Origin of the sequence: Gandjariella thermophila, from assembly GCF_005405885.1 — a bacterium.
Classification (GTDB): Bacteria; Actinomycetota; Actinomycetes; order Mycobacteriales; family Pseudonocardiaceae; genus Gandjariella; species Gandjariella thermophila.
Genome location: NZ_BJFL01000002.1, coordinates 123,060 through 140,793 on the forward strand (window position 1 = coordinate 123,060; position 17,734 = coordinate 140,793).

General features: G+C 74.7%; 19 protein-coding genes. 17 read left to right on the plus strand and 2 right to left on the minus strand.

Annotated elements, in window-relative coordinates; translation table 11 throughout:
- The first annotated feature begins 61 nt into the window (after nt 1-61).
- The 13 genes from FFT21_RS02535 to FFT21_RS02595 all read left to right on the plus strand — a co-directional run bounded on the left by FFT21_RS02535 (nt 62) and on the right by FFT21_RS02595 (nt 11,501).
- Nucleotides 62-283 (plus strand): hypothetical protein, encoded by a 222-nt coding sequence (locus FFT21_RS02535; protein ID WP_137812084.1) that lies wholly within the window; start codon nt 62-64, stop codon nt 281-283.
- Between the two features lie 76 nt (nt 284-359).
- Nucleotides 360-848 carry a hypothetical protein gene (locus tag FFT21_RS02540; protein WP_137812085.1) on the plus strand — a complete coding sequence of 163 codons (489 nt, stop codon included), beginning with the start codon at nt 360-362 and terminating at the stop codon, nt 846-848.
- A gap of 100 nt (nt 849-948) precedes the next feature.
- On the plus strand, nt 949-2,949 hold the full coding sequence (locus FFT21_RS02545; RefSeq protein ID WP_137812086.1) for a primosomal protein N': 2,001 nt from the start codon (nt 949-951) through the stop codon (nt 2,947-2,949).
- A gap of 67 nt (nt 2,950-3,016) precedes the next feature.
- Nucleotides 3,017-3,565 (plus strand): peptide deformylase, encoded by a 549-nt coding sequence (gene def / locus FFT21_RS02550; protein ID WP_137812087.1) that lies wholly within the window; start codon nt 3,017-3,019, stop codon nt 3,563-3,565.
- The gene (gene fmt / locus FFT21_RS02555) at nt 3,565-4,491 is read left to right on the plus strand and encodes a methionyl-tRNA formyltransferase (RefSeq protein WP_137812088.1); all 927 of its coding nucleotides are present in this window, start codon (nt 3,565-3,567) and stop codon (nt 4,489-4,491) included. Before def ends, fmt begins: the two co-directional genes overlap by 1 nt.
- Nucleotides 4,488-5,915 (plus strand): RsmB/NOP family class I SAM-dependent RNA methyltransferase, encoded by a 1,428-nt coding sequence (locus FFT21_RS02560; RefSeq protein WP_137812089.1) that lies wholly within the window; start codon nt 4,488-4,490, stop codon nt 5,913-5,915. Before fmt ends, FFT21_RS02560 begins: the two co-directional genes overlap by 4 nt.
- A 129-nt stretch (nt 5,916-6,044) precedes the next feature.
- Nucleotides 6,045-6,404 (plus strand): transglycosylase family protein, encoded by a 360-nt coding sequence (locus tag FFT21_RS02565; RefSeq protein ID WP_137812090.1) that lies wholly within the window; start codon nt 6,045-6,047, stop codon nt 6,402-6,404.
- A gap of 176 nt (nt 6,405-6,580) precedes the next feature.
- Nucleotides 6,581-7,261: a ribulose-phosphate 3-epimerase gene (gene rpe, locus FFT21_RS02570; protein ID WP_137812322.1), complete on the plus strand. Its 681-nt coding sequence runs from the start codon at nt 6,581-6,583 to the stop codon at nt 7,259-7,261.
- Between the two features lie 231 nt (nt 7,262-7,492).
- Nucleotides 7,493-8,503 (plus strand): bifunctional diaminohydroxyphosphoribosylaminopyrimidine deaminase/5-amino-6-(5-phosphoribosylamino)uracil reductase RibD, encoded by a 1,011-nt coding sequence (gene ribD, locus FFT21_RS02575; RefSeq protein ID WP_371856706.1) that lies wholly within the window; start codon nt 7,493-7,495, stop codon nt 8,501-8,503.
- A 10-nt stretch (nt 8,504-8,513) separates the two neighbouring features.
- Nucleotides 8,514-9,155, plus strand: a complete 642-nt coding sequence (locus FFT21_RS02580) for a riboflavin synthase (RefSeq protein WP_137812092.1) — start codon at nt 8,514-8,516, stop codon at nt 9,153-9,155.
- Nucleotides 9,152-10,423: a bifunctional 3,4-dihydroxy-2-butanone-4-phosphate synthase/GTP cyclohydrolase II gene (locus FFT21_RS02585; protein ID WP_137812093.1), complete on the plus strand. Its 1,272-nt coding sequence runs from the start codon at nt 9,152-9,154 to the stop codon at nt 10,421-10,423. Before FFT21_RS02580 ends, FFT21_RS02585 begins: the two co-directional genes overlap by 4 nt.
- Before the next feature lie 125 nt (nt 10,424-10,548).
- On the plus strand, nt 10,549-11,046 hold the full coding sequence (gene ribH / locus FFT21_RS02590; protein WP_137812094.1) for a 6,7-dimethyl-8-ribityllumazine synthase: 498 nt from the start codon (nt 10,549-10,551) through the stop codon (nt 11,044-11,046).
- Nucleotides 11,043-11,501 carry a PH domain-containing protein gene (locus tag FFT21_RS02595; protein ID WP_137812095.1) on the plus strand — a complete coding sequence of 153 codons (459 nt, stop codon included), beginning with the start codon at nt 11,043-11,045 and terminating at the stop codon, nt 11,499-11,501. Before ribH ends, FFT21_RS02595 begins: the two co-directional genes overlap by 4 nt.
- Before the next feature lie 34 nt (nt 11,502-11,535).
- On the opposite strand, the gene FFT21_RS02600 is transcribed toward FFT21_RS02595, so the two are convergent.
- Nucleotides 11,536-12,042: a hypothetical protein gene (locus tag FFT21_RS02600; protein ID WP_137812096.1), complete on the minus strand. Its 507-nt coding sequence runs from the start codon at nt 12,040-12,042 to the stop codon at nt 11,536-11,538.
- A gap of 19 nt (nt 12,043-12,061) precedes the next feature.
- The gene (locus FFT21_RS02605; protein WP_225978045.1) at nt 12,062-13,558 is read right to left on the minus strand and encodes a helix-turn-helix domain-containing protein; all 1,497 of its coding nucleotides are present in this window, start codon (nt 13,556-13,558) and stop codon (nt 12,062-12,064) included.
- 299 nt (nt 13,559-13,857) lie between these two features.
- On the opposite strand from FFT21_RS02605, the gene FFT21_RS02610 reads away from it, so the two are divergent.
- The 4 genes from FFT21_RS02610 to uvrC all read left to right on the plus strand — a co-directional run bounded on the left by FFT21_RS02610 (nt 13,858) and on the right by uvrC (nt 17,673).
- Nucleotides 13,858-14,337 carry a hypothetical protein gene (locus FFT21_RS02610; protein WP_192909356.1) on the plus strand — a complete coding sequence of 160 codons (480 nt, stop codon included), beginning with the start codon at nt 13,858-13,860 and terminating at the stop codon, nt 14,335-14,337.
- Nucleotides 14,338-14,435: 98 nt separating this feature from the next.
- Nucleotides 14,436-14,762, plus strand: a complete 327-nt coding sequence (locus FFT21_RS02615; RefSeq protein ID WP_137812098.1) for a DMT family transporter — start codon at nt 14,436-14,438, stop codon at nt 14,760-14,762.
- A 141-nt stretch (nt 14,763-14,903) separates the two neighbouring features.
- Nucleotides 14,904-15,428, plus strand: a complete 525-nt coding sequence (locus FFT21_RS02620; RefSeq protein WP_137812099.1) for a Rieske (2Fe-2S) protein — start codon at nt 14,904-14,906, stop codon at nt 15,426-15,428.
- Nucleotides 15,429-15,615: 187 nt separating this feature from the next.
- On the plus strand, nt 15,616-17,673 hold the full coding sequence (uvrC, locus tag FFT21_RS02625; RefSeq protein ID WP_137812100.1) for an excinuclease ABC subunit UvrC: 2,058 nt from the start codon (nt 15,616-15,618) through the stop codon (nt 17,671-17,673).
- Nucleotides 17,674-17,734 lie beyond the last annotated feature (61 nt).

The following is a 17,734-nucleotide window of genomic DNA, read 5'->3' on the forward strand; positions in this document are numbered from 1 at the left end:
GTGGGCCAGGCTGTGAGGTGACCGGGGCCACTGCCCGCGGAGCGTCAGGAAGGTGAGGTGAGTGACGACGATGGCGATCGAGTCCACTCTCCGCCCCTGCCGGCGCTGCCAGCACTCGACGGTGCTGATCCGTTACCCCTGGGGTGGGCAGTGGCTGCACGTCGGGACGTGGCGCCCCTGGTGTGACGTTCCGATGCCCGGCCGGGCCGGCCCGCCGGCCCACGCCCCGACTGACCGGGTGGCGCTGCTCCACGCCCCGGACGGCGCGCCGCCCGGCTCATGAGCGCGGTGGGGCGCCGCCCTCCCCACCGGCTTGCCCCACCGCGCTCCGTCATCGCACACAAGGAGGCTCAATCGCGATGACGACCGTGGATCTTGTCCGTCCGATCCCCGCGGTCGTCGCCGACACCGAGGCGACCTGCCACGAGGACTACCACGAGCGCTACGGCTGGCCGATCACCGGCAATCCGAGCGCCGGCACTACCGCGATCATCCTGGGCCACCCCGTGGACGCCGTGGTGATGTCCGCCGAACTCGGCCGTGCGGTCAAGTTCTTCCTGTCGATCCGCATGCTCGGCGGCCCGATCATCTCCTACCCCGGCCACCCCGAGCGCTGGGCGTTCCTCACCCAACCCGCCACCCCCACCACCGAGCGCGCCCTGGATGACCTGGCCCGGCTCGACGTGGCGCTGCCACGGAAGGGTGCCCTGCTCCTGCTGCCACCCTCCACCACGCCCTTCGGCGAGGCGGAGTGGGTGGCCGAGCCGGTGTCCGACAACCCGCTGGCGCCGTGGCACACCGTGGTCGCCGCGGTGCGCTCGATGTTCGCCGAACATCCCCCGTGGTGACCGGAGCGGGCCCGCCGCCGGCCGGATCGGAACGGCCCGCACCGGGCGCGCTCGCGGGTCCGTCGCCGGTCACCGCACCGCGCTCTGGTAGAGAAGCGGCATGGCCAGCAGAAGGACCGCGCGGCGGGGGGAGCGGACACCGGCCGCGACCCTGCCCGTGGCCCGGGTCTGCGTCGACGTGCCGCTGGCCCACCTGGACCGCGCGTTCGACTACCACGTGCCCGAGCACCTGGACGCCGAGGCGGTGCCCGGTTGCCGGGTCCGGGTGCGGTTCGGCGGCCAACTGGTCGACGGGTTCCTGCTCGAGCGGGTGGCCACCTCCGAGCACCCGGGCCGGCTCGCCTTCCTGGATCGGGTGATCTCCGCCGAACCGGTGCTCGCCGCCGAGATCGCCGCGCTGGCCAGGGCGGTCGCCGACCGCTACGCCGGCACCCTGACCGACGTGCTCCGGCTGGCCGTGCCGCCCCGGCATGCCCGGGTGGAGGCCGAGCCATCCGGCGAGGCGGCCGAACCGCCGCGGCGACCCGCCGCCGACGGCTGGCGCCGCTACCCGCGTGGCCCCGCCTTCCTGGACGCGTTGCACGAGCGCCGGCCCGCGCACGCGGTGTGGCAGGCACTGCCCGGCGAGGACTGGCCGGCCCGGCTGGCCGAGGCCGCCGCGGTGGTCGCCGCCACGGGACGCGGCGCCGTGCTGGTGGTGCCCGATCACCGGGACGTCGCCCGGCTGCACGCGGCGTGCGCGGCGCTGCTCGGCGGGCACGGCGTGGTGGCGCTGTCCGCCGACCTCGGCCCGGCCGAGCGGTACCGCCGCTGGCTGGCGGTGCGCCGCGGCGTGGTCCGGGTGGTGGTCGGCACCCGCGCCGCGGCGTTCGCCCCGGTCGCCGACCCCGGTCTGCTGGTGGTCTGGGACGACGGCGACGACCTGCACGCCGACCCGCACGCGCCGTACCCGCACATGCGGGACGTGCTGATGCTCCGCGCCCACTCCTCCGGGGCGGCGCTGCTGCTCGCCGGGTTCGCCCGCACCGCCGAGGCACAACTGCTGCTGGACAGCGGGTGGGCGCACGGCGTGGTGGCCGACCGGGACACGGTGCGCGCCGCCGCGCCCCGGGTCACCGCGATCGGCGAGCACGAATCCCAACTCGCCCGCGACCCGGCGGCGCGGGCGGCCCGGCTGCCCTCGGTGGCCTTCGACGCGGCCCGCTCCGCGCTCTCTGCCGGGGCACCGGTGCTGGTGCAGGTGCCGCGCCGCGGTTACGTGCCGCTGCTGGCCTGCGCCAACTGCCGGGCGCCCGCCCGGTGCCGGCGCTGCGCCGGCCCGCTCGGGCTCGCCGCCGGGGCGGACGGCGAGGCGCCCCGCCCGCCCGCCTGCCGTTGGTGCGGCGCCACCGAGGCGGCCTTCCGGTGCGCGGCCTGCGGCTCCCGGCGGCTGCGCGCCGTGGTGGTCGGCTCCCGGCGCACCGCCGAGGAGTTGGGCCGGGCCTTCCCCGGCGTCGCGGTCCGCACCTCCGGTGGCGGCGAGGTGTTGGCCGCCGTGCCCGCCCGGCCGCAACTGGTGGTCGCCACGCCCGGCGCCGAGCCGCTCGCCGAGGGCGGTTACGGGGCCGCGCTGCTGCTCGACGGCTGGGCCCTGCTCGGCCGGGCCGACCTGCGCGCGGCCGAGGAGACGCTGCGCCGCTGGATGACCGCCGCCGCGCTGGTCCGCCCCGCCGGCGAGGGCGGCCGGGTGGTGGTGGCGGCGGACTCCTCGCTCGCCGCGGTGCAGGCGCTCATCCGCTGGGACCCGGCCTGGCACGCCGGCCAGGAACTGGCCGCCCGCGCCGAGCTGGGCTTCCCGCCCGCGGTGCGGATGGCCGCCGTGGACGGCTCGCCCGCCGCGGTCGCCGACCTGCTCGACGGGGTGAACCTGCCCGGCTCGGCCGAGGTGCTCGGCCCGGTACCGCTGGAGCGGGCGGACGGCGCCGAGCGTGCCCTGGTGCGGGTGCGCCGCGCCGAGGGCAGGGCGCTGGCTGCCGCGCTGCGTGCCGCGGTCGCGGTGCGCACCGCCCGCAAGGATCCCGACCTGGCCCGGGTCCGGCTGGACCCGGTGGAACTCCTCTGATCCCGGGCGGGCCGCCGGGTTCTCCTAGACTGGATCGGTAGTCCCGTCCGCGTCCCGAGGTGAGCCCGTGACCGTCCAACCGATCCGGCTGTTCGGCGATCCGGTGTTGCGCAGCCGCGCCACCGAGGTGGTCGACTTCGACAAGGAACTCCGGATCCTGGTCAAGGACCTGTGGGACACCATGCAGGACGCCGGAGGTGCCGGTCTGGCCGCGCCGCAACTCGGCGTCGGGCTCCGCGTCTTCACCTACCACTGCGACGGTTTCGCCGGGCACCTGGTGAACCCGTCCTTCGACGTGGTGGGCGAGGAGTACCAGGAAGGGCCGGAAGGCTGCCTGTCCATTCCCGGGATGTCCTGGGACTGCCGGCGGCACCTGCACGTCGTGGCCAAGGGACAGAACCTGCACGGCGAGCCGATCCGGGTGGAGGGCACCCAGCTGCTCGCCCGGTGCATCCAGCACGAGACCGACCACCTCGACGGGGTGCTGTTCGTCGACCGGCTGGACCCGGAGACCCGCAAGGCGGCGCTCAGGGCGATCCGCGAGGCGGACTGGTTCGACGGGAGAGTGCCCACCATCAAGCAGAGCCCGCACCCGCTGTTCGGGCAGGCCCGGTAATGCGGCTGGTGTTCGCGGGCACGCCGGACGCCGCGGTGCCCTCGCTGCGCGCCCTGATCGACTCGGCACGGCACGAGGTGGTCGCCGTGGTCACCCGCCCCGACGCCCCGGCCGGCCGGGGCCGCCACCTGGTCCGCTCCCCGGTGGGCGCGGTCGCCGACGAGCACGGCGTCGAGGTGCTCACCCCGCGCCGGGCCGGCGCCCCGGACTTCCTCGCCCGGCTGCGCGAGCTGGCCCCGGACTGCTGCCCGGTGGTCGCCTACGGCGCGCTGCTGCCCGAGCCGACGCTGGAGATCCCCAAGCACGGCTGGGTCAACCTGCACTTCTCGGTGCTGCCCGCGTGGCGGGGCGCGGCGCCGGTGCAGGCCGCCATCCGGCACGGCGACGAGATCACCGGGGCGAGCACCTTCCGGATCGTCCCCGAACTCGACGCCGGACCGGTGTTCGGCACACTCACCGAGCCGATCCGGGACACCGACACCGCGGGCGAGTTGCTGGACCGGCTGGCCGTGGCCGGGGCGCGACTGCTGCTGTCCACTCTGGACGGTATCGAGGACGGCACGGTGCGCGCGGTGGAGCAGCCCGCCGAGGGAGTCAGCTACGCGCCCAAGGTCACCGTGGACGACGCCCGGGTCACGTTCACCGAGCCGGCACTCGCGGTGGACCGCCTGATCCGGTCGGTCACCCCGGACCCCGGCGCGTGGACCACCTTCCGCGGCGAGCGCCTGAAGCTCGGGCCGGTACGGCCCACCGACGAGGACACGCTCGCCCCGGGAGAGCTGCGGGTCGATCGGAACGCGGTGCTGGTCGGCACCGCGACCAGGGCCGTGCGGCTGGGCGAGGTGCAGGCGCAGGGCAAGAAGCGGATGGCGGCCGCCGACTGGGCCCGCGGCGCCCGGGTCGAGCCAGGGGAGCGGGTCCGGTGACCGGGCGGGAGCGCCGCCCGGCCCGGCCGCGCGGGCAGCGCCCGCCGAAGCGCCGCCTGGGCCCCCGCCGGCCGCCCGCGCAGGACCCGCCCCGCCAGGCCGCCCTGGACACGCTTCGCGCGGTGCGGGAACGCGACGCCTACGCCAACCTGGTGCTGCCCGCGCTGCTGCGGGAACGCCGGATCACCGGGCGGGACGCCGCGCTGGCCACCGAACTCGCCTACGGCGCCGCCCGGGCGCAGGGGCTGCTGGACGCGGTGCTCGCCGCCTGCACCGACCGCCCGCTGTCCGAAGTGGACGGAACGGTGCTGGACGCGCTGCGGCTGGGCTGCTACCAGTTGCTGCGCACCCGGGTGCCGCCGCACGCCGCCGTCGCGTCCACAGTGGACCTCGTCAGGGCGGAGGCGGGATCCGGCCCGGCGGGGTTCGTCAACGCGGTGCTGCGCCGGGTCGCCGCGCAGGACGAGGCGGCCTGGCTGGAACGGCTCGCCCCGGCCGCCGCCGAGGACCCGATCGGCCATCTCGCCTTCACCCATGCCCACCCGCGCTGGATCGCGCAGGCCTTCGCCGACGCGCTCGGCAGCACCGGTGCACCACTCGCCGCGCTGCTGCGCGCCGACGACGACCGCCCCGCCGTGCACCTGGCCGCCCGGCCCGGCGAGGTGAGCGCCGCCGAGCTTGCCGCGATGACCGGCGGGGACGTCGCCCCGTACTCGCCGTACGGGGTGCGGCTGGAGCCCGGTGCCGGCGACCCCGGCGACCTCGACCCGGTGCGCGAGCACCTGGCGGTGGTCCAGGACGAGGGCAGCCAACTGTGCGCGCTGGCGCTGACCCGCGCGCCGCTGGCTGGCGGTGACAAGCGCTGGCTAGATCTGTGCGCCGGCCCCGGCGGCAAGGCCGCGCTGCTCGGCGCGCTGGCCGGTCTCTCCGGCGGAACGCTGGACGCGGTGGAGAAGGCGCCGCACCGCGCGAAGCTGGTCGGCGAGGCCACCGAGGGTCTCCCGGTGACCGTCCACGTCGCGGACGGCCGGGACCCCGGCCTGCCGGAGTCCCGCTACGACCGGGTGCTGGTGGACGCGCCGTGCACCGGCCTGGGCGCGCTGCGCCGGCGACCCGAGGCTCGGTGGCGGCGGCAGCCCGCCAACGTGCCCGGCCTGACCCGGTTGCAGCGTGAGCTGCTCACCTCCGCGCTGCGCCTGGTGCGCCCGGGAGGCGTGGTCGGGTACGTGGTGTGCTCGCCGCACCTCCCGGAGACCGTCGGCGTGCTGGCCGACGTGGTCCGCCGCACCGGGGTGGAGCAGCTCGACACCAGGCGGTGCTTCCCCGGCGTACCGGACCTGGGCGCCGGTCCGCACGTGCAGCTGTGGCCGCACGTGCACGGCACCGACGCCATGTTCTGCGCGCTGCTGCGCCGCCCCGGATAGCCGCCCGCGCGCGGCTTGAGCATCATCGCCCCGGCGCGGGTAACGCTGCACCCGACCGCGTGGCCGCGGTGACCCACGGGGCTGATGGTGCGGTTGTGGCGCACAACACGCCTGCCTAGCGTCCGCGCCATGAACGAATCCCGAACACGCGTGCTGCGTGCGCTGGGCGTTTCGGCGTTGACCCTGCTGATCGCCGGCGGCGCGCAGCTTGCCGTTTCCGTGCCCGCCTCCGCCGCTCCGGGGGCCTCCGCGTGGGCCCGCCTGCGCCGCTGCGAATCCGGAAACCGGTACTCCCTCAACACCGGTAACGGCTACTACGGCGCCTACCAGTTCAGCCTCCGCACCTGGCGCGCGGTCGGCGGTCGCGGCTACCCGCACCGCGCGGTCCCGGCCGAGCAGGACCGCCGCGCGCTCGATCTCTACCGGAAGCGTGGCTGGCGGCCGTGGGCCGGCTGCGCCCGCCGGCTCGGCCTGATCGACGACGACTAGGGAACGTCTCACGGTGGCGCATGACGTTGCCGGGGGCCGAGGCGCGCGCCGACCAGCATGGCCCAGCGCGCGGATGCCGCGGTGGCCCGGTCCACCCGCGGGCGGGCCGGGCCACCGGCCGGCGGCAGGGCCGGCCGGGGCGAGCCCTAGACTGGGCTGCCGTGCCAGCGCAGCCGATGATTGCCCCCAGCATCCTGTCCGCGGACTTCGCCCGGTTGGCCGAGGAGGCGGCGGTCGTCGCCGGACCGCCCGGTGAGGGCGCCGACTGGCTGCATGTCGACGTGATGGACGCGCACTTCGTGCCCAACCTCACCATCGGCCTGCCGGTGGTGCAGTCGCTGCGCAAGGCCACCGACATCCCGCTGGACTGCCACCTGATGATCGAGGACCCGGACCGCTGGGCGATCGGCTACGCGGAGACCGGGGCGTACAACGTGACCGTGCACGTGGAGGCGGCGAAGGACCCGGTGGCCCTGGCCAAGAACCTGCGCGCGGCGGGAGCGAAGGCCGGACTGTCGATCAAGCCGGGCACCCCGCTGGAGCCGCACGTCGAGGTGCTCAAGCACTACGACACCCTGCTGGTGATGTCGGTGGAGCCGGGCTTCGGCGGGCAGAAGTTCATCCCCGAGGTGCTGGACAAGGTGCGCACCGCGCGCAGCCTGGTGGACACCGGGCACCTGCGGCTGCTGGTGGAGATCGACGGCGGGATCAACGCCGACACCATCGAGGCGGCCGCCGAGGCGGGCGTGGACTGCTTCGTCGCCGGCTCCGCCGTGTACGCGGCCGACGACCCGGGCAGGGCGGTGCGCGCGCTGCGGGAGCAGGCGGCCAAGGTGTCGGCGCACCGCACCGGCTGAGCCGCCGCCGGGCCCGGGCGGCGGGAACAGCGCCACCCGGGCATCCGTTGCGCGAGCCACCGACCCTGGGCCTCCGGCCGGGGGGATCCGCGGTTCGGAAAGGCGTGGGATCCGGCGGACCCGGCGCCGACCGGCCTGAAAGACTGGGCCGGAAGGCGAAAGCGGTTCGGACACGTTCGGATGGGGGAGGCGGCGGTGCGCACGGTCGAGGACCCGGCGTTGCGGGCCGCGATGCTGCGCGCCCTCGCCGCCAGCGCCGAGGTGCACGGCACCACCAGCCCCAACCCGCCGGTGGCCTGCGTGGTGCTGGACGCGGCCGGCGAGGTGGCCGGCGTCGGAGCCACCCGGCCGCCGGGTGGACCACACGCCGAGGTGGTCGCGCTGCGCGAGGCGGGAGCCAGGGCGGGCGGCGGCACCGCGGTGGTCACCCTGGAACCGTGCTCGCACCACGGCCGCACCCCGCCGTGCACGGACGCGCTGATCGCCGCGGGCGTGCGCCGCGTGGTGTACGGGGTGGCCGACCCCAGCCCGCCGGCCGCGGGCGGCGCCGAGGTGCTCCGCGCGGCCGGTGTCGAGGTCCTCGGCGGCGTCGCCGCCACCGAGGTGGCCCGCGGCCCGCTGCGCGCCTGGCTGCACACCGCACGCACCGGCCTACCGCACGTGACGTGGAAGTTCGCCGCCACCCTCGACGGCAGGTCGGCGGCAGCGGACGGCACCAGCCAGTGGATCAGCTCGCCGGCGTCGCGGGCCGAGGTGCACCGGCTGCGCCGCACCGTGGACGCGATCGTGGTCGGCCGGGGCACCGTGCTCGCCGACGATCCGTGGCTCACCGTGCGCGGCGAGGGCGGCGCCCCGCTGGACCGGCAGCCGCTGCGGGTGGTGGTGGGCACCGGCGACCTGCCGGCGGGCGCGCGAGTCCGCGACGGCGCCGCGCCCACCCTGCACCTGCGCACCCGCGACCCCCGCGAGGTGCTGGCCGTGCTGGCCGAGCGGGACATGGTGGACGTGCTGCTGGAAGGCGGCCCCCGGCTGGCCGGCGCCTTCCTCGCCGCCGGTTGCGTGCACCGGGTGCTCGGCTATCTCGCGCCGAAGCTGCTCGGCGCCGGCCCGGCCGCGCTGGCCGACGCGGGCGTGGCGACCGTCACCGAAGCGCTGTGCCTGGACCTGGAAGAGGTCACCATGAGCGGACCCGATGTGCGGATCTCCGCGGTGCCGGTGCCGCGCGGCGGGAGGACAGCTTAGGAGGAGCGGAGTGTTCACCGGGATCGTCGAGGAAGTGGGGGAGGTCGTCGCCGTCGATCACCGCCCGGATCTGGCGCGGATCGACGTGCGCGGCCCGGTGGTCGTGGCCGACGCGCGGCACGGGGACTCGATCGCGGTGAACGGAGTGTGCCTCACCGTCGTATCCGTGTCAGGTGACACGTTCACCGTCGACGTGGTGCACGAGACGCTGCGCCGCAGCAGCCTGGCCAAGGTGCAGGTGGGGGATCGGGTGAACCTGGAACGCGCCGCCGCGGTGGGTCAGCGGCTCGGTGGCCACGTGGTGCAGGGCCACGTGGACGGCACCGGCGTGCTGCTCTCCCGGGCCGAGTCAGGGCTGACCCGGTTCGCCGTCCCGCGCGCGTTGGCCCGCTACGTCGTGCAGAAGGGCTCGATCGCGGTCGACGGCGTGTCGCTGACCGTGGTGGAGGCCGGCGAGGAGGAGTTCAGCGTGGCACTCATCCCCACCACGCTGGCCGACACGACCCTGGGGATCCGCGAACCGGGTGACATCGTCAACCTGGAGGTCGATGTGCTGGCCAAGTATGTCGAGCGGCTCACTGTGCCGTACCTCGCAGGGTCGCGGGCCGCCCGTTCGGAGGACAATGGGGTCCGAAGCGAGGAGGGCCGGTGACCGACTTCGACAGCATCGAGCGTGCCCTGGCGGACATCGCGGCGGGGCGACCCGTCATCGTGGTGGACGACGAGGATCGGGAGAACGAAGGGGATCTGATCTTCGCTGCGGAGAAGGCCACGCCGGAGTTGCTGGCCTTCATGGTGCGCTACACCTCCGGCTACATCTGCGTGCCGATGACCGCGGCGGACTGCGACCGGCTCGACCTGCCGCCCATGTACCACACCAACCAGGACCGCCGGGGCACCGCGTACGCGGTGACCGTGGACGCCCGGGAGGGCGTCACCACCGGAATCTCCGCGGCGGACCGGGCGCGCACCATCCGGCTGCTGGCCGATCCCGACGCCACCGCCGCCGACTTCTCCCGCCCCGGGCACGTGGTCCCGCTGCGCGCCAAGGACGGCGGGGTGCTCCGCCGGCCCGGGCACACCGAGGCGGCGGTGGACCTGGCCAGGATGGCCGGGCTCCGCCCGGCCGGCGTGCTCTGCGAGATCGTCAGCCAGAAGGACACCGGTGACATGGCCCGCCGGGACGAGCTCGAGGTGTTCGCCGCCGACCACGAGCTGCAGCTCATCACCATCGCCGACCTGATCGCCTACCGCCGGCGGTTCGAGAAGCAGGTGGAGCGGGTCGCCGAGGCCCGCATCCCCACCGTGCACGGCAGCTTCCGGGCGATCGGATACGACAGCCTGGTGGACGGCATCGAGCACATCGCCATGGTGTTCGGTGAGATCGGCGACGGGGAAAACCTGCTGGTCCGGGTGCACTCGGAGTGCCTGACCGGCGATGTGTTCGGCTCGCTGCGCTGCGACTGCGGGCCGCAGCTGGACGCCGCGCTGGCCAGGGTGGCCGCCGAGGGCCGAGGCATCGTGCTCTACATGCGCGGCCACGAGGGCCGCGGCATCGGCCTGATGCACAAGCTGCAGGCCTACCAGCTGCAGGACAACGGGCACGACACCGTGGACGCCAACCTGGCCCTGGGCATGCCCGCCGACGCCCGCGACTACGGCACCGGGGCACAGATCCTGGTCGACCTCGGCGTGAAGTCGATGCGCCTGCTCACCAACAACCCGGCCAAGCGGGTCGGGCTGGAGGGCTACGGGCTGCAGGTGGTGGACCGGGTGTCGCTGCCGATCCGACCCAACCCGGAGAACCTCCGCTACCTGCGCACCAAGCGCGACCGGATGGGCCACGAGCTGCACTACCTGGACGAGGACGCGGGGAAGGACCTGCCCGGCGCGACCGGAGGCGCCGGCGTCACGGCCTGACCGGGCCCGGCCACGGTGATGCCCGCTCCGCCTCACGAGGCGAACACCGACCCGGGCGCGGCCGCCCGCGGGCGGCGGCGAGAATGGCGGGGGAGACATCCCCGGCCGATCGAGCGAGGAGAACGGTGAGCGGAAGCGGGCGACCGGAGATCGAGGTGCCGCGCTGCGATGGGCTGCGCGTGGCCGTGGCAGCGACCCGCTGGCACCCGCGGATCACCGACGCGCTGCTCGAGCGTGCGCTGGCCGCGGCCGGCAAGGGCGGCGTCCGGGAGCCCACCGTGGTCCGGGTGGCCGGGGCGCTGGAGCTTCCGGTGGTGTGCCAGGCGCTGGCCAAGCACCACGACGCCGTGGTGGCCCTCGGCGTGGTGATCCGCGGCGGCACACCGCATTTCGACTACGTGTGCGACTCCGTCACCGCCGGGCTGACCAGGATCGCGCTGGACGAGAGCACCCCGGTCGGCAACGGGGTGCTCACCTGCGAGACCGAGCAGCAGGCGCTGGACCGCTGCGGGCTGCCCGGCTCGGTGGAGGACAAGGGTTTCGAGGCGTGCGTGGCCGCGCTGGACACCGCGCTGGTGCTGCGCGGCGTGCGGCAGCCGTGGACCGAGCGGGGGTTCGAGTGAGCAAGGCCACGGACACCCCGCAGCTCGTCGTCCGCCCCCGCCGGGTGCGGCGGGTGGCGGCGATCGCCGCGGTCGCCATCGTGGCGGTGTTCGGCGTGGTCGCCGCGCTGCTGCGGAACACCCCGACCGGGGTGTACTTCCGCGTGTCCGACCAGGTGGCGATGGTCGGCGTCGGGCTGCTGATCGCGGTGGGCGTGCTCAGCCTGGCGCGGCCCCGGTTGCGGGCCGGCGCCCAGGGGGTCGAGGTGCGCAACATCCTGGAGACCAAGCGGGTGCCCTGGGACCTGGTGCTCGGCGTGACGTTCCCGGAGGGCGCGCCCTGGGCGCGGCTGGAACTTCCCGACGACGAGTACGTGGCGGTGATGGCCATCCAGGCCGCCGACGGGGAACACGCGGTGCGGGCCATGCGGGAGCTGCGCCGGCTGTACCGCGCGGCCACCGGCGGCGACGACTGACCCGCGCCCCCGGGGGCTCCCCCGGGATCGTCGCTCACCCGTCCCGCCGGGCGCCGGACGGCCATACCACCCGGACCGGTACGCCGCGCTCGCGGGCACGCGCCACCACGCCCGCGGTGCTGCCCGGCCGGCCACCCGGCTGGCCGTCCCACACCGCGACCACGCCCTGCACCGAGGAGACCACCTCGTCACCGGCCGCCTGGTACGCCGGGCGGCCGGAGCGCGCGAACGGCAGCACACGCACCTCGGCCGCGGCGGCCACCAACTCGTCGAACTCCGCGCGCCGCGCCGGGTCGAGGCTGGCTCGGTAGTCCTTCGCGGGCAGCACCACCTCGACCCGGCCGCCCAGCTCCAGCACGACGCGGGCGAACAGCTGGTCCGCCCCGGGGGCGAGGCAGGTCACCCCGGTGAGGTCGACCCCGCCCGCGCGGCCGGCCAACTCGGCACGCATCTCCTCGACGGCCTCCCGCAACGCGTCGGTGACCAGCGGCACACTCGGCCGGGTCAGGTTGGAATGCCCCGTCACGCCGATCCGGGTCATGACTCACCCCTCGAGTGGGTCAGGCGGAGCGCAGGGTGCGGATCGCGTCCAGGGTCTCCCGGACCGCCGGGAGCTGCCGGTATCCCGCGGACTCCCGGGCGAAGTCCTGGAGCCTGCGCAGCACCCGGCCGGAGCCGAGCTTCACGGCCGTGGGCAGCACGCCGCGGATCAGCTCGCAGGCGGCCTCCGGCTCCCCGGTGACCACCCTGGTGCGGGCCAGCCCGATCACGTCGAACACGCGGTTGCGCAGCTTGGACGGGTGCCGCAGGGTCAACGCCCGCTGGATGTGCTGCTCGGCGTAGCGGGCCTGCCTGGGGTCGTGCCGGGCCAGGTCACGCAGCCGGGCGCCGAGTACCCCTTCCAGTTCGGCCTCGTCGAAGGTGGCCAGCCAGTGCGGCTCGCCGACCGTGTCGCGCGCGGCGAAGCACTCCCGGGCCATCCCGACCGCCCTCTGGAACTCCTGTGACCGTCCCATCTGCGCGTACGCCCACGCCTCCCGGGTGTAGAGCACCGCGCGCAGCGTCGGCGTCGCGGTGCGCCGCGTGCCGTACTGGGCGAGCTGCACCAGTTCCAACCCGTCCTCGGGGCGGCCCAGGTCGAACATCTGCCGTGCCATGCCGGCCAGGCAGGCCGCGGCGAACGGGTCGTTGCGCCCCGCCTTGGCCATCCGCACCGCCAGCACGTAGTACCGCTGGGCGGTGTCGTGCAGCCCCGCGTCCCAGGACATGGTCGCCGCCACCTTGGACAGCTCCGCCCCGGCGAAGAAGGCGCGTTCCGTGGTCGGCCCGGGCGGTGCCCGGTGCAGCCGCTCGGCCAACTCGTTGAGCTGGCCGAGCACCGCCTTGCGGGCCAACCCCGCACCGGGACGGCTGCCCCAGTCCCGCAGGCCGTCCGTCACCTGCCGCAGCGCGGTCAGTTCGTCCTCGCTGATCGCCGTGCCACCCGACCACCTGGCCAGCGGCTGCAGCGGGCTGAGCCAGTGCTGCAGCGGTTCCACCAGGGCCGGCCCTACTGCCACCGCGGCCACTCCGCCGAGCGCCGCTCGTCTGCTGATCGCCAAGTCAGTCCTCGTCGTTTCCTCGGCCGAACGGGCAATACTCGGCGCGTCCCACGGCGCTCCGAGCACATCCTGGGCGGACCCGGCACCGGTCTGCGGCGGCTGTGCCGGCCCACGACGGTCGAACCACAACCGCTCCGGCGGGATGCCGAGCACGGCGGCGAAGTGCCGCAGCCGGTCCATCCGGTCGATCGGGTTCTCCCCGTTCTCGTACCGGCTGAGCTGTGCCTGGCTGATGCCCAGCCAGGTGGCCATGCGGTCCTGGGTGATCCGGTTGACGTGTTGCGGATGGTGTCGGTAGGCGGCGAGCAACGCCCCCATGTCGCGGTCGGCGAACGCCGAGGCGAACACCGGGTGATCCCAGAAGGATTCCGGTACCTCGGGCGGGCCGAAGACCTCCGACCTGGCGCTCCGGCGGCAGCGGTGGCACAGCCGGTCGGGATTGTCGGCGGCGATCAACGCTCCGCACGGGCAGGCACGCCTTGCCTTGGACCTCGTTAATCCGATCGATCCCATGGCATCGCCCCCGTCACTGAGCGTAACTTTATTGTAATCGCCGGTGACGGAAAGTCCATGCATCCCGTGCATAAAGGCCGGCCCGATCGGGTTATTCGCAATGCGCCGACCGGATCGCCCGCACCCGTCCCGCGCGTGGTAGCCAAGGCGGTGCGTAGCGGAAGCTGCACGCACGGTCGCCGCGAAGACCTCACCGGCGATCCGTACCGCACACCCGACCACCGACGGGGGAGGGCTCCGCGATGGGAAGCACGCAGAGTTCAACGGACAGCGCCGTGGCCGCCGCCGATCGCGGTTTCGACCGGGCGCTGGGCAGCGCCGCCGCCGGTTACCGGCTGCTCGGCTGGTCCGTGGTCGTCGCCGAGCACGGCATCTTCCTGGAACTCGGACCTACCGCGATCGCGGTGGCCATGCCGGGCAGGGCCGGCTCCCGGGTGCTCGCCGACCTGAAGTCCCGCATGCTGGCCGGGCCCACCCTGGTCATTCCGGGTCCGCAGGAGCGGTGGGTGTTCCTGGCCGAGCTGGTCGCGCTGCTGCCCACCCAGTTGCAGGCGCCCGCGGACGTGCAGCTTGTCCGGCCGCCGCACCGGGTGGTGCTGCCACCGACGCTGACCCAGCACGGGCCGGTGCGCTGGGCCAATCCGCCGTCCGCGGCGCGGCACTGGCTGCCCCCGTTCACCGCGGTGATCGCGCTGGCCAGGGCGATGGCGTCGGGCGATTAGCCGCGGGCACCAACCTCGTTGCCGGAGCCCGTGCCGGTGGCGGCGCCGAGGCGCGTGCCCGGCCGACCGCACGGCGCGGGCGCTGCGACACTCCCCGCATGGCCGTTGTCCTGTTGCTGGGCGCGATCGTCGCGGAGGTGGTCGGCACGCTGTCGCTGCGCGCCTCCTCCGGGTTCAGCCGGCTGTGGCCGAGCGTGGTGACCGTGGTCGGCTACGCGGTCGCCTTCGTGCTGCTCGCCAGGACGTTGCGCACGCTCAACGTCGGACCCGTCTACGCGATCTGGTCCGGGCTGGGCACCACGGGGGCGTTCATCGGCGGCGCCATCCTGTACGGCGAGCCGGTGCGCCCGCTCACCGTGATCGGTGCCGTGCTCGTGGTCGGCGGCGTGGCGCTGATCTACCTGGGCGGCGGAACGACGCATTGACCGCGCCCGGTACCGCACGGAAGGCTGCCCTTCCGAACGAGTGTGATCTAGCGCACTGTGCCGCGCATTCGGGTGATTGAACCGCTCGCGCCTCCCAAACGAGATACAGGTGACGTCATCCGTTCGTCCCAGGGAGGCACGTTGAGCACCCCGGAGTCCACGGAGTCCACCAGCCCCGCCGCGTCCCGGCGCCAGGTGTTGTGCGGTGTCGCCATCGGCCTGCTCGCGCCCGGCGCGCTCGTCGCCTGCAGTTCCCGCGAAGGCGGAGCATCCGGCCAGACATCCGGCCAGAGCGGCGGCGGCTCGTCCGCGTCCGGCGGTTCCACCGGTCAGTCCGGCCAGTCCGGCGCGCCCGGCGGCGCGGCGGCGGGCGGGGCCCTCGCCAAGCTCGCCGACGTGCCGGTCGGCGGCGGCAAGGTGGTCAACCAGGCCGACGGCAGCAAGGTGCTGATCGTGCGGCCGGCCGCGAACGAGGTCAAGGCGTTCAACGCGGCATGCCCGCACGTCGGCATCACCGTCAACCCGCCGCAGGGCAAGACGATCACCTGTCCCGGGCACGGCAGCCAGTTCGACACCGCCACCGGATCGCTGAAGAAGGGCCCCGCGACGCGGGGGCTGACCGCGATCCCGGTGAAGATCGAGGGCCAGGAGATCGTGACGGCCTGACAGCCTGACGGCCGCCGACGCCCCGACGTACGGCGCTCAGCGCGCCCGACGCCCGGCCCGCGACAGGCCCCAGGCGCCGGGCGCGCTGAACGCCGCCCGGCACCGGACGGCGGGACCGTCCGCCGGCTCCGCGGGGGAGCACCCGCCACCGATCGAGATGACGGTGCCGCGCCGTACGCTTGCGAACGTGGCCGATCCGTCCACCTACCGCCCCGCACCCGGCACCATCCCGGACGCCCCTGGCGTGTACCGATTCCGCGACGCGGGCGGCCGGGTGATCTACGTCGGCAAGGCGAAGAGCCTGCGCAGCCGCCTGTCGTCGTACTTCGCCGACCTCGCCACCCTGCACCCGCGCACCCGGCAGATGGTGACCACGGCGGCCGGCGTCGAGTGGACCGTGGTGACCACCGAGGTCGAGGCGCTGCAGCTGGAGTACTCCTGGATCAAGGAGTTCAACCCCCGGTTCAACGTGCGGTACCGGGACGACAAGTCCTACCCGGTGCTCGCGGTCACGCTGCATGAGGAGATCCCGCGGCTGCATGTCTACCGGGGCCCGCGTCGCAGGGGCGTGCGCTACTTCGGCCCGTACGCGCACGCCTGGGCCATCCGGGAGACCCTCGATCTGCTGCTCCGGGTGTTCCCCGCGCGCACCTGCTCCACCGGCGTCTACCGGCGGCACCAGCAGATCGGCCGGCCCTGCCTGCTCGGCTACATCGACAAGTGTTCCGCGCCGTGTGTCGGCCGGGTCAGCGCCGAGGAGCACCGGCGCATCGTCGAGGACTTCTGCGACTTCCTTTCCGGCCGCACCGACGCCATGGTGCGCCGGCTGGAGCGGGAGATGACCGAGGCCTCCGAGCGGTTGGAGTTCGAGCGGGCCGCGCGGCTGCGGGACGATCTGGGCGCGCTGCGCCGGGCGATGGAGAAGCAGGCCGTGGTGCTCGGCGACGGCACCGACGCGGACGTGGTCGCCTTCGCCCAGGACGAGCTGGAGGCCGCGGTCCAGGTGTTCCACGTGCGCGGCGGCCGGGTGCGCGGCCAGCGTGGCTGGGTGATCGACAAGGTGGAGGACGTCGACGTGGCCGGGCTGGTCGCGCAGTTCCTCACCCAGTTCTACGGCGAGCAGGCCGACCTGGCCGCGCAGTCCGAGCACGCGGGCGGCGGTTCCCCGGTGCCGCGCGAGGTGCTCGTCCCGGAACTGCCCGAGGACACCGACACGCTCAGCGACTGGCTGTCCGAGCTGCGCGGGTCCCGGGTGCGGCTGCGGGTGCCGCAGCGTGGCGACAAGCGGGCGCTGATGGAGACCGTGGAGCGCAACGCCAAGGAGGCGTTCGCCCAGCACAAGCTGCGCCGTGCCGGGGACCTCACCGCCCGCTCCGCCGCGTTGCAGGAGCTGCAGGACTCCCTCGGCCTGGCCACCGCCCCGCTGCGGATCGAGTGCGTCGACGTCAGCCACGTGCAGGGCAGCGACGTGGTCGCCTCCCTGGTGGTCTTCGAGGACGGGCTGCCGCGCAAGTCGGAGTACCGCCGGTTCGCCATCCGGGAGGGCGCGCAGCGCGGCGACGTCGGCTCGGTCGCCGAGGTAGTACGCCGCCGGTTCACCGCCTACCTGCGGGAGACCGGCCGCGCCGGCCACGGGAACGGCAACGGCTCGACCCCACCGCAGGGCCACGGCGCCGCCGAGCAGCGGGCCGGGATCGATCCGGAGACCGGCCGCCCGCGCAAGTTCGCCTACCCGCCGAACCTGCTGGTGATCGACGGAGGCGCGGCACAGGTGGCAGCCGCCGACGAGGTGCTCGCCGAACTGGGCGTCACCGACGTGGCCGTGGCGGGGCTGGCCAAGCGGCTGGAGGAGGTGTGGCTGCCCGCGGAACCCGAGCCGATGATCCTGCCGCGCACCAGCGAGGCGCTCTACCTGCTGCAGCGGGTGCGGGACGAGGCGCACCGCTTCGCCATCAGCTACCACCGGCAGAAGCGGTCGCGGCGGCTGACCAGCTCCGCGCTGGACGACGTGCCCGGGCTCGGGCAGACCCGCAAGGCCGCACTGCTCAAGCACTTCGGGTCGCTGCGCCGGTTGCGCGAGGCTAGCGTCGAGGAGATCAGCGAGGTGCCGGGGGTGGGCCGGCGCACCGCCGAGGTCGTGCACGCCAGCCTGGCGGGTGGGGCCGCCGGGCGGACGGGGGACGACGGAGGAGAGTTCAATGAGCCTGTCCAGTCGCGGCACCGCGGTGACCACGGCGCACGCTGACGCCGTCAGGCTCGCGGCCGGGGGCGGCGGGGGCGGCTCCCGCTGACGTGACCGAGCGCGT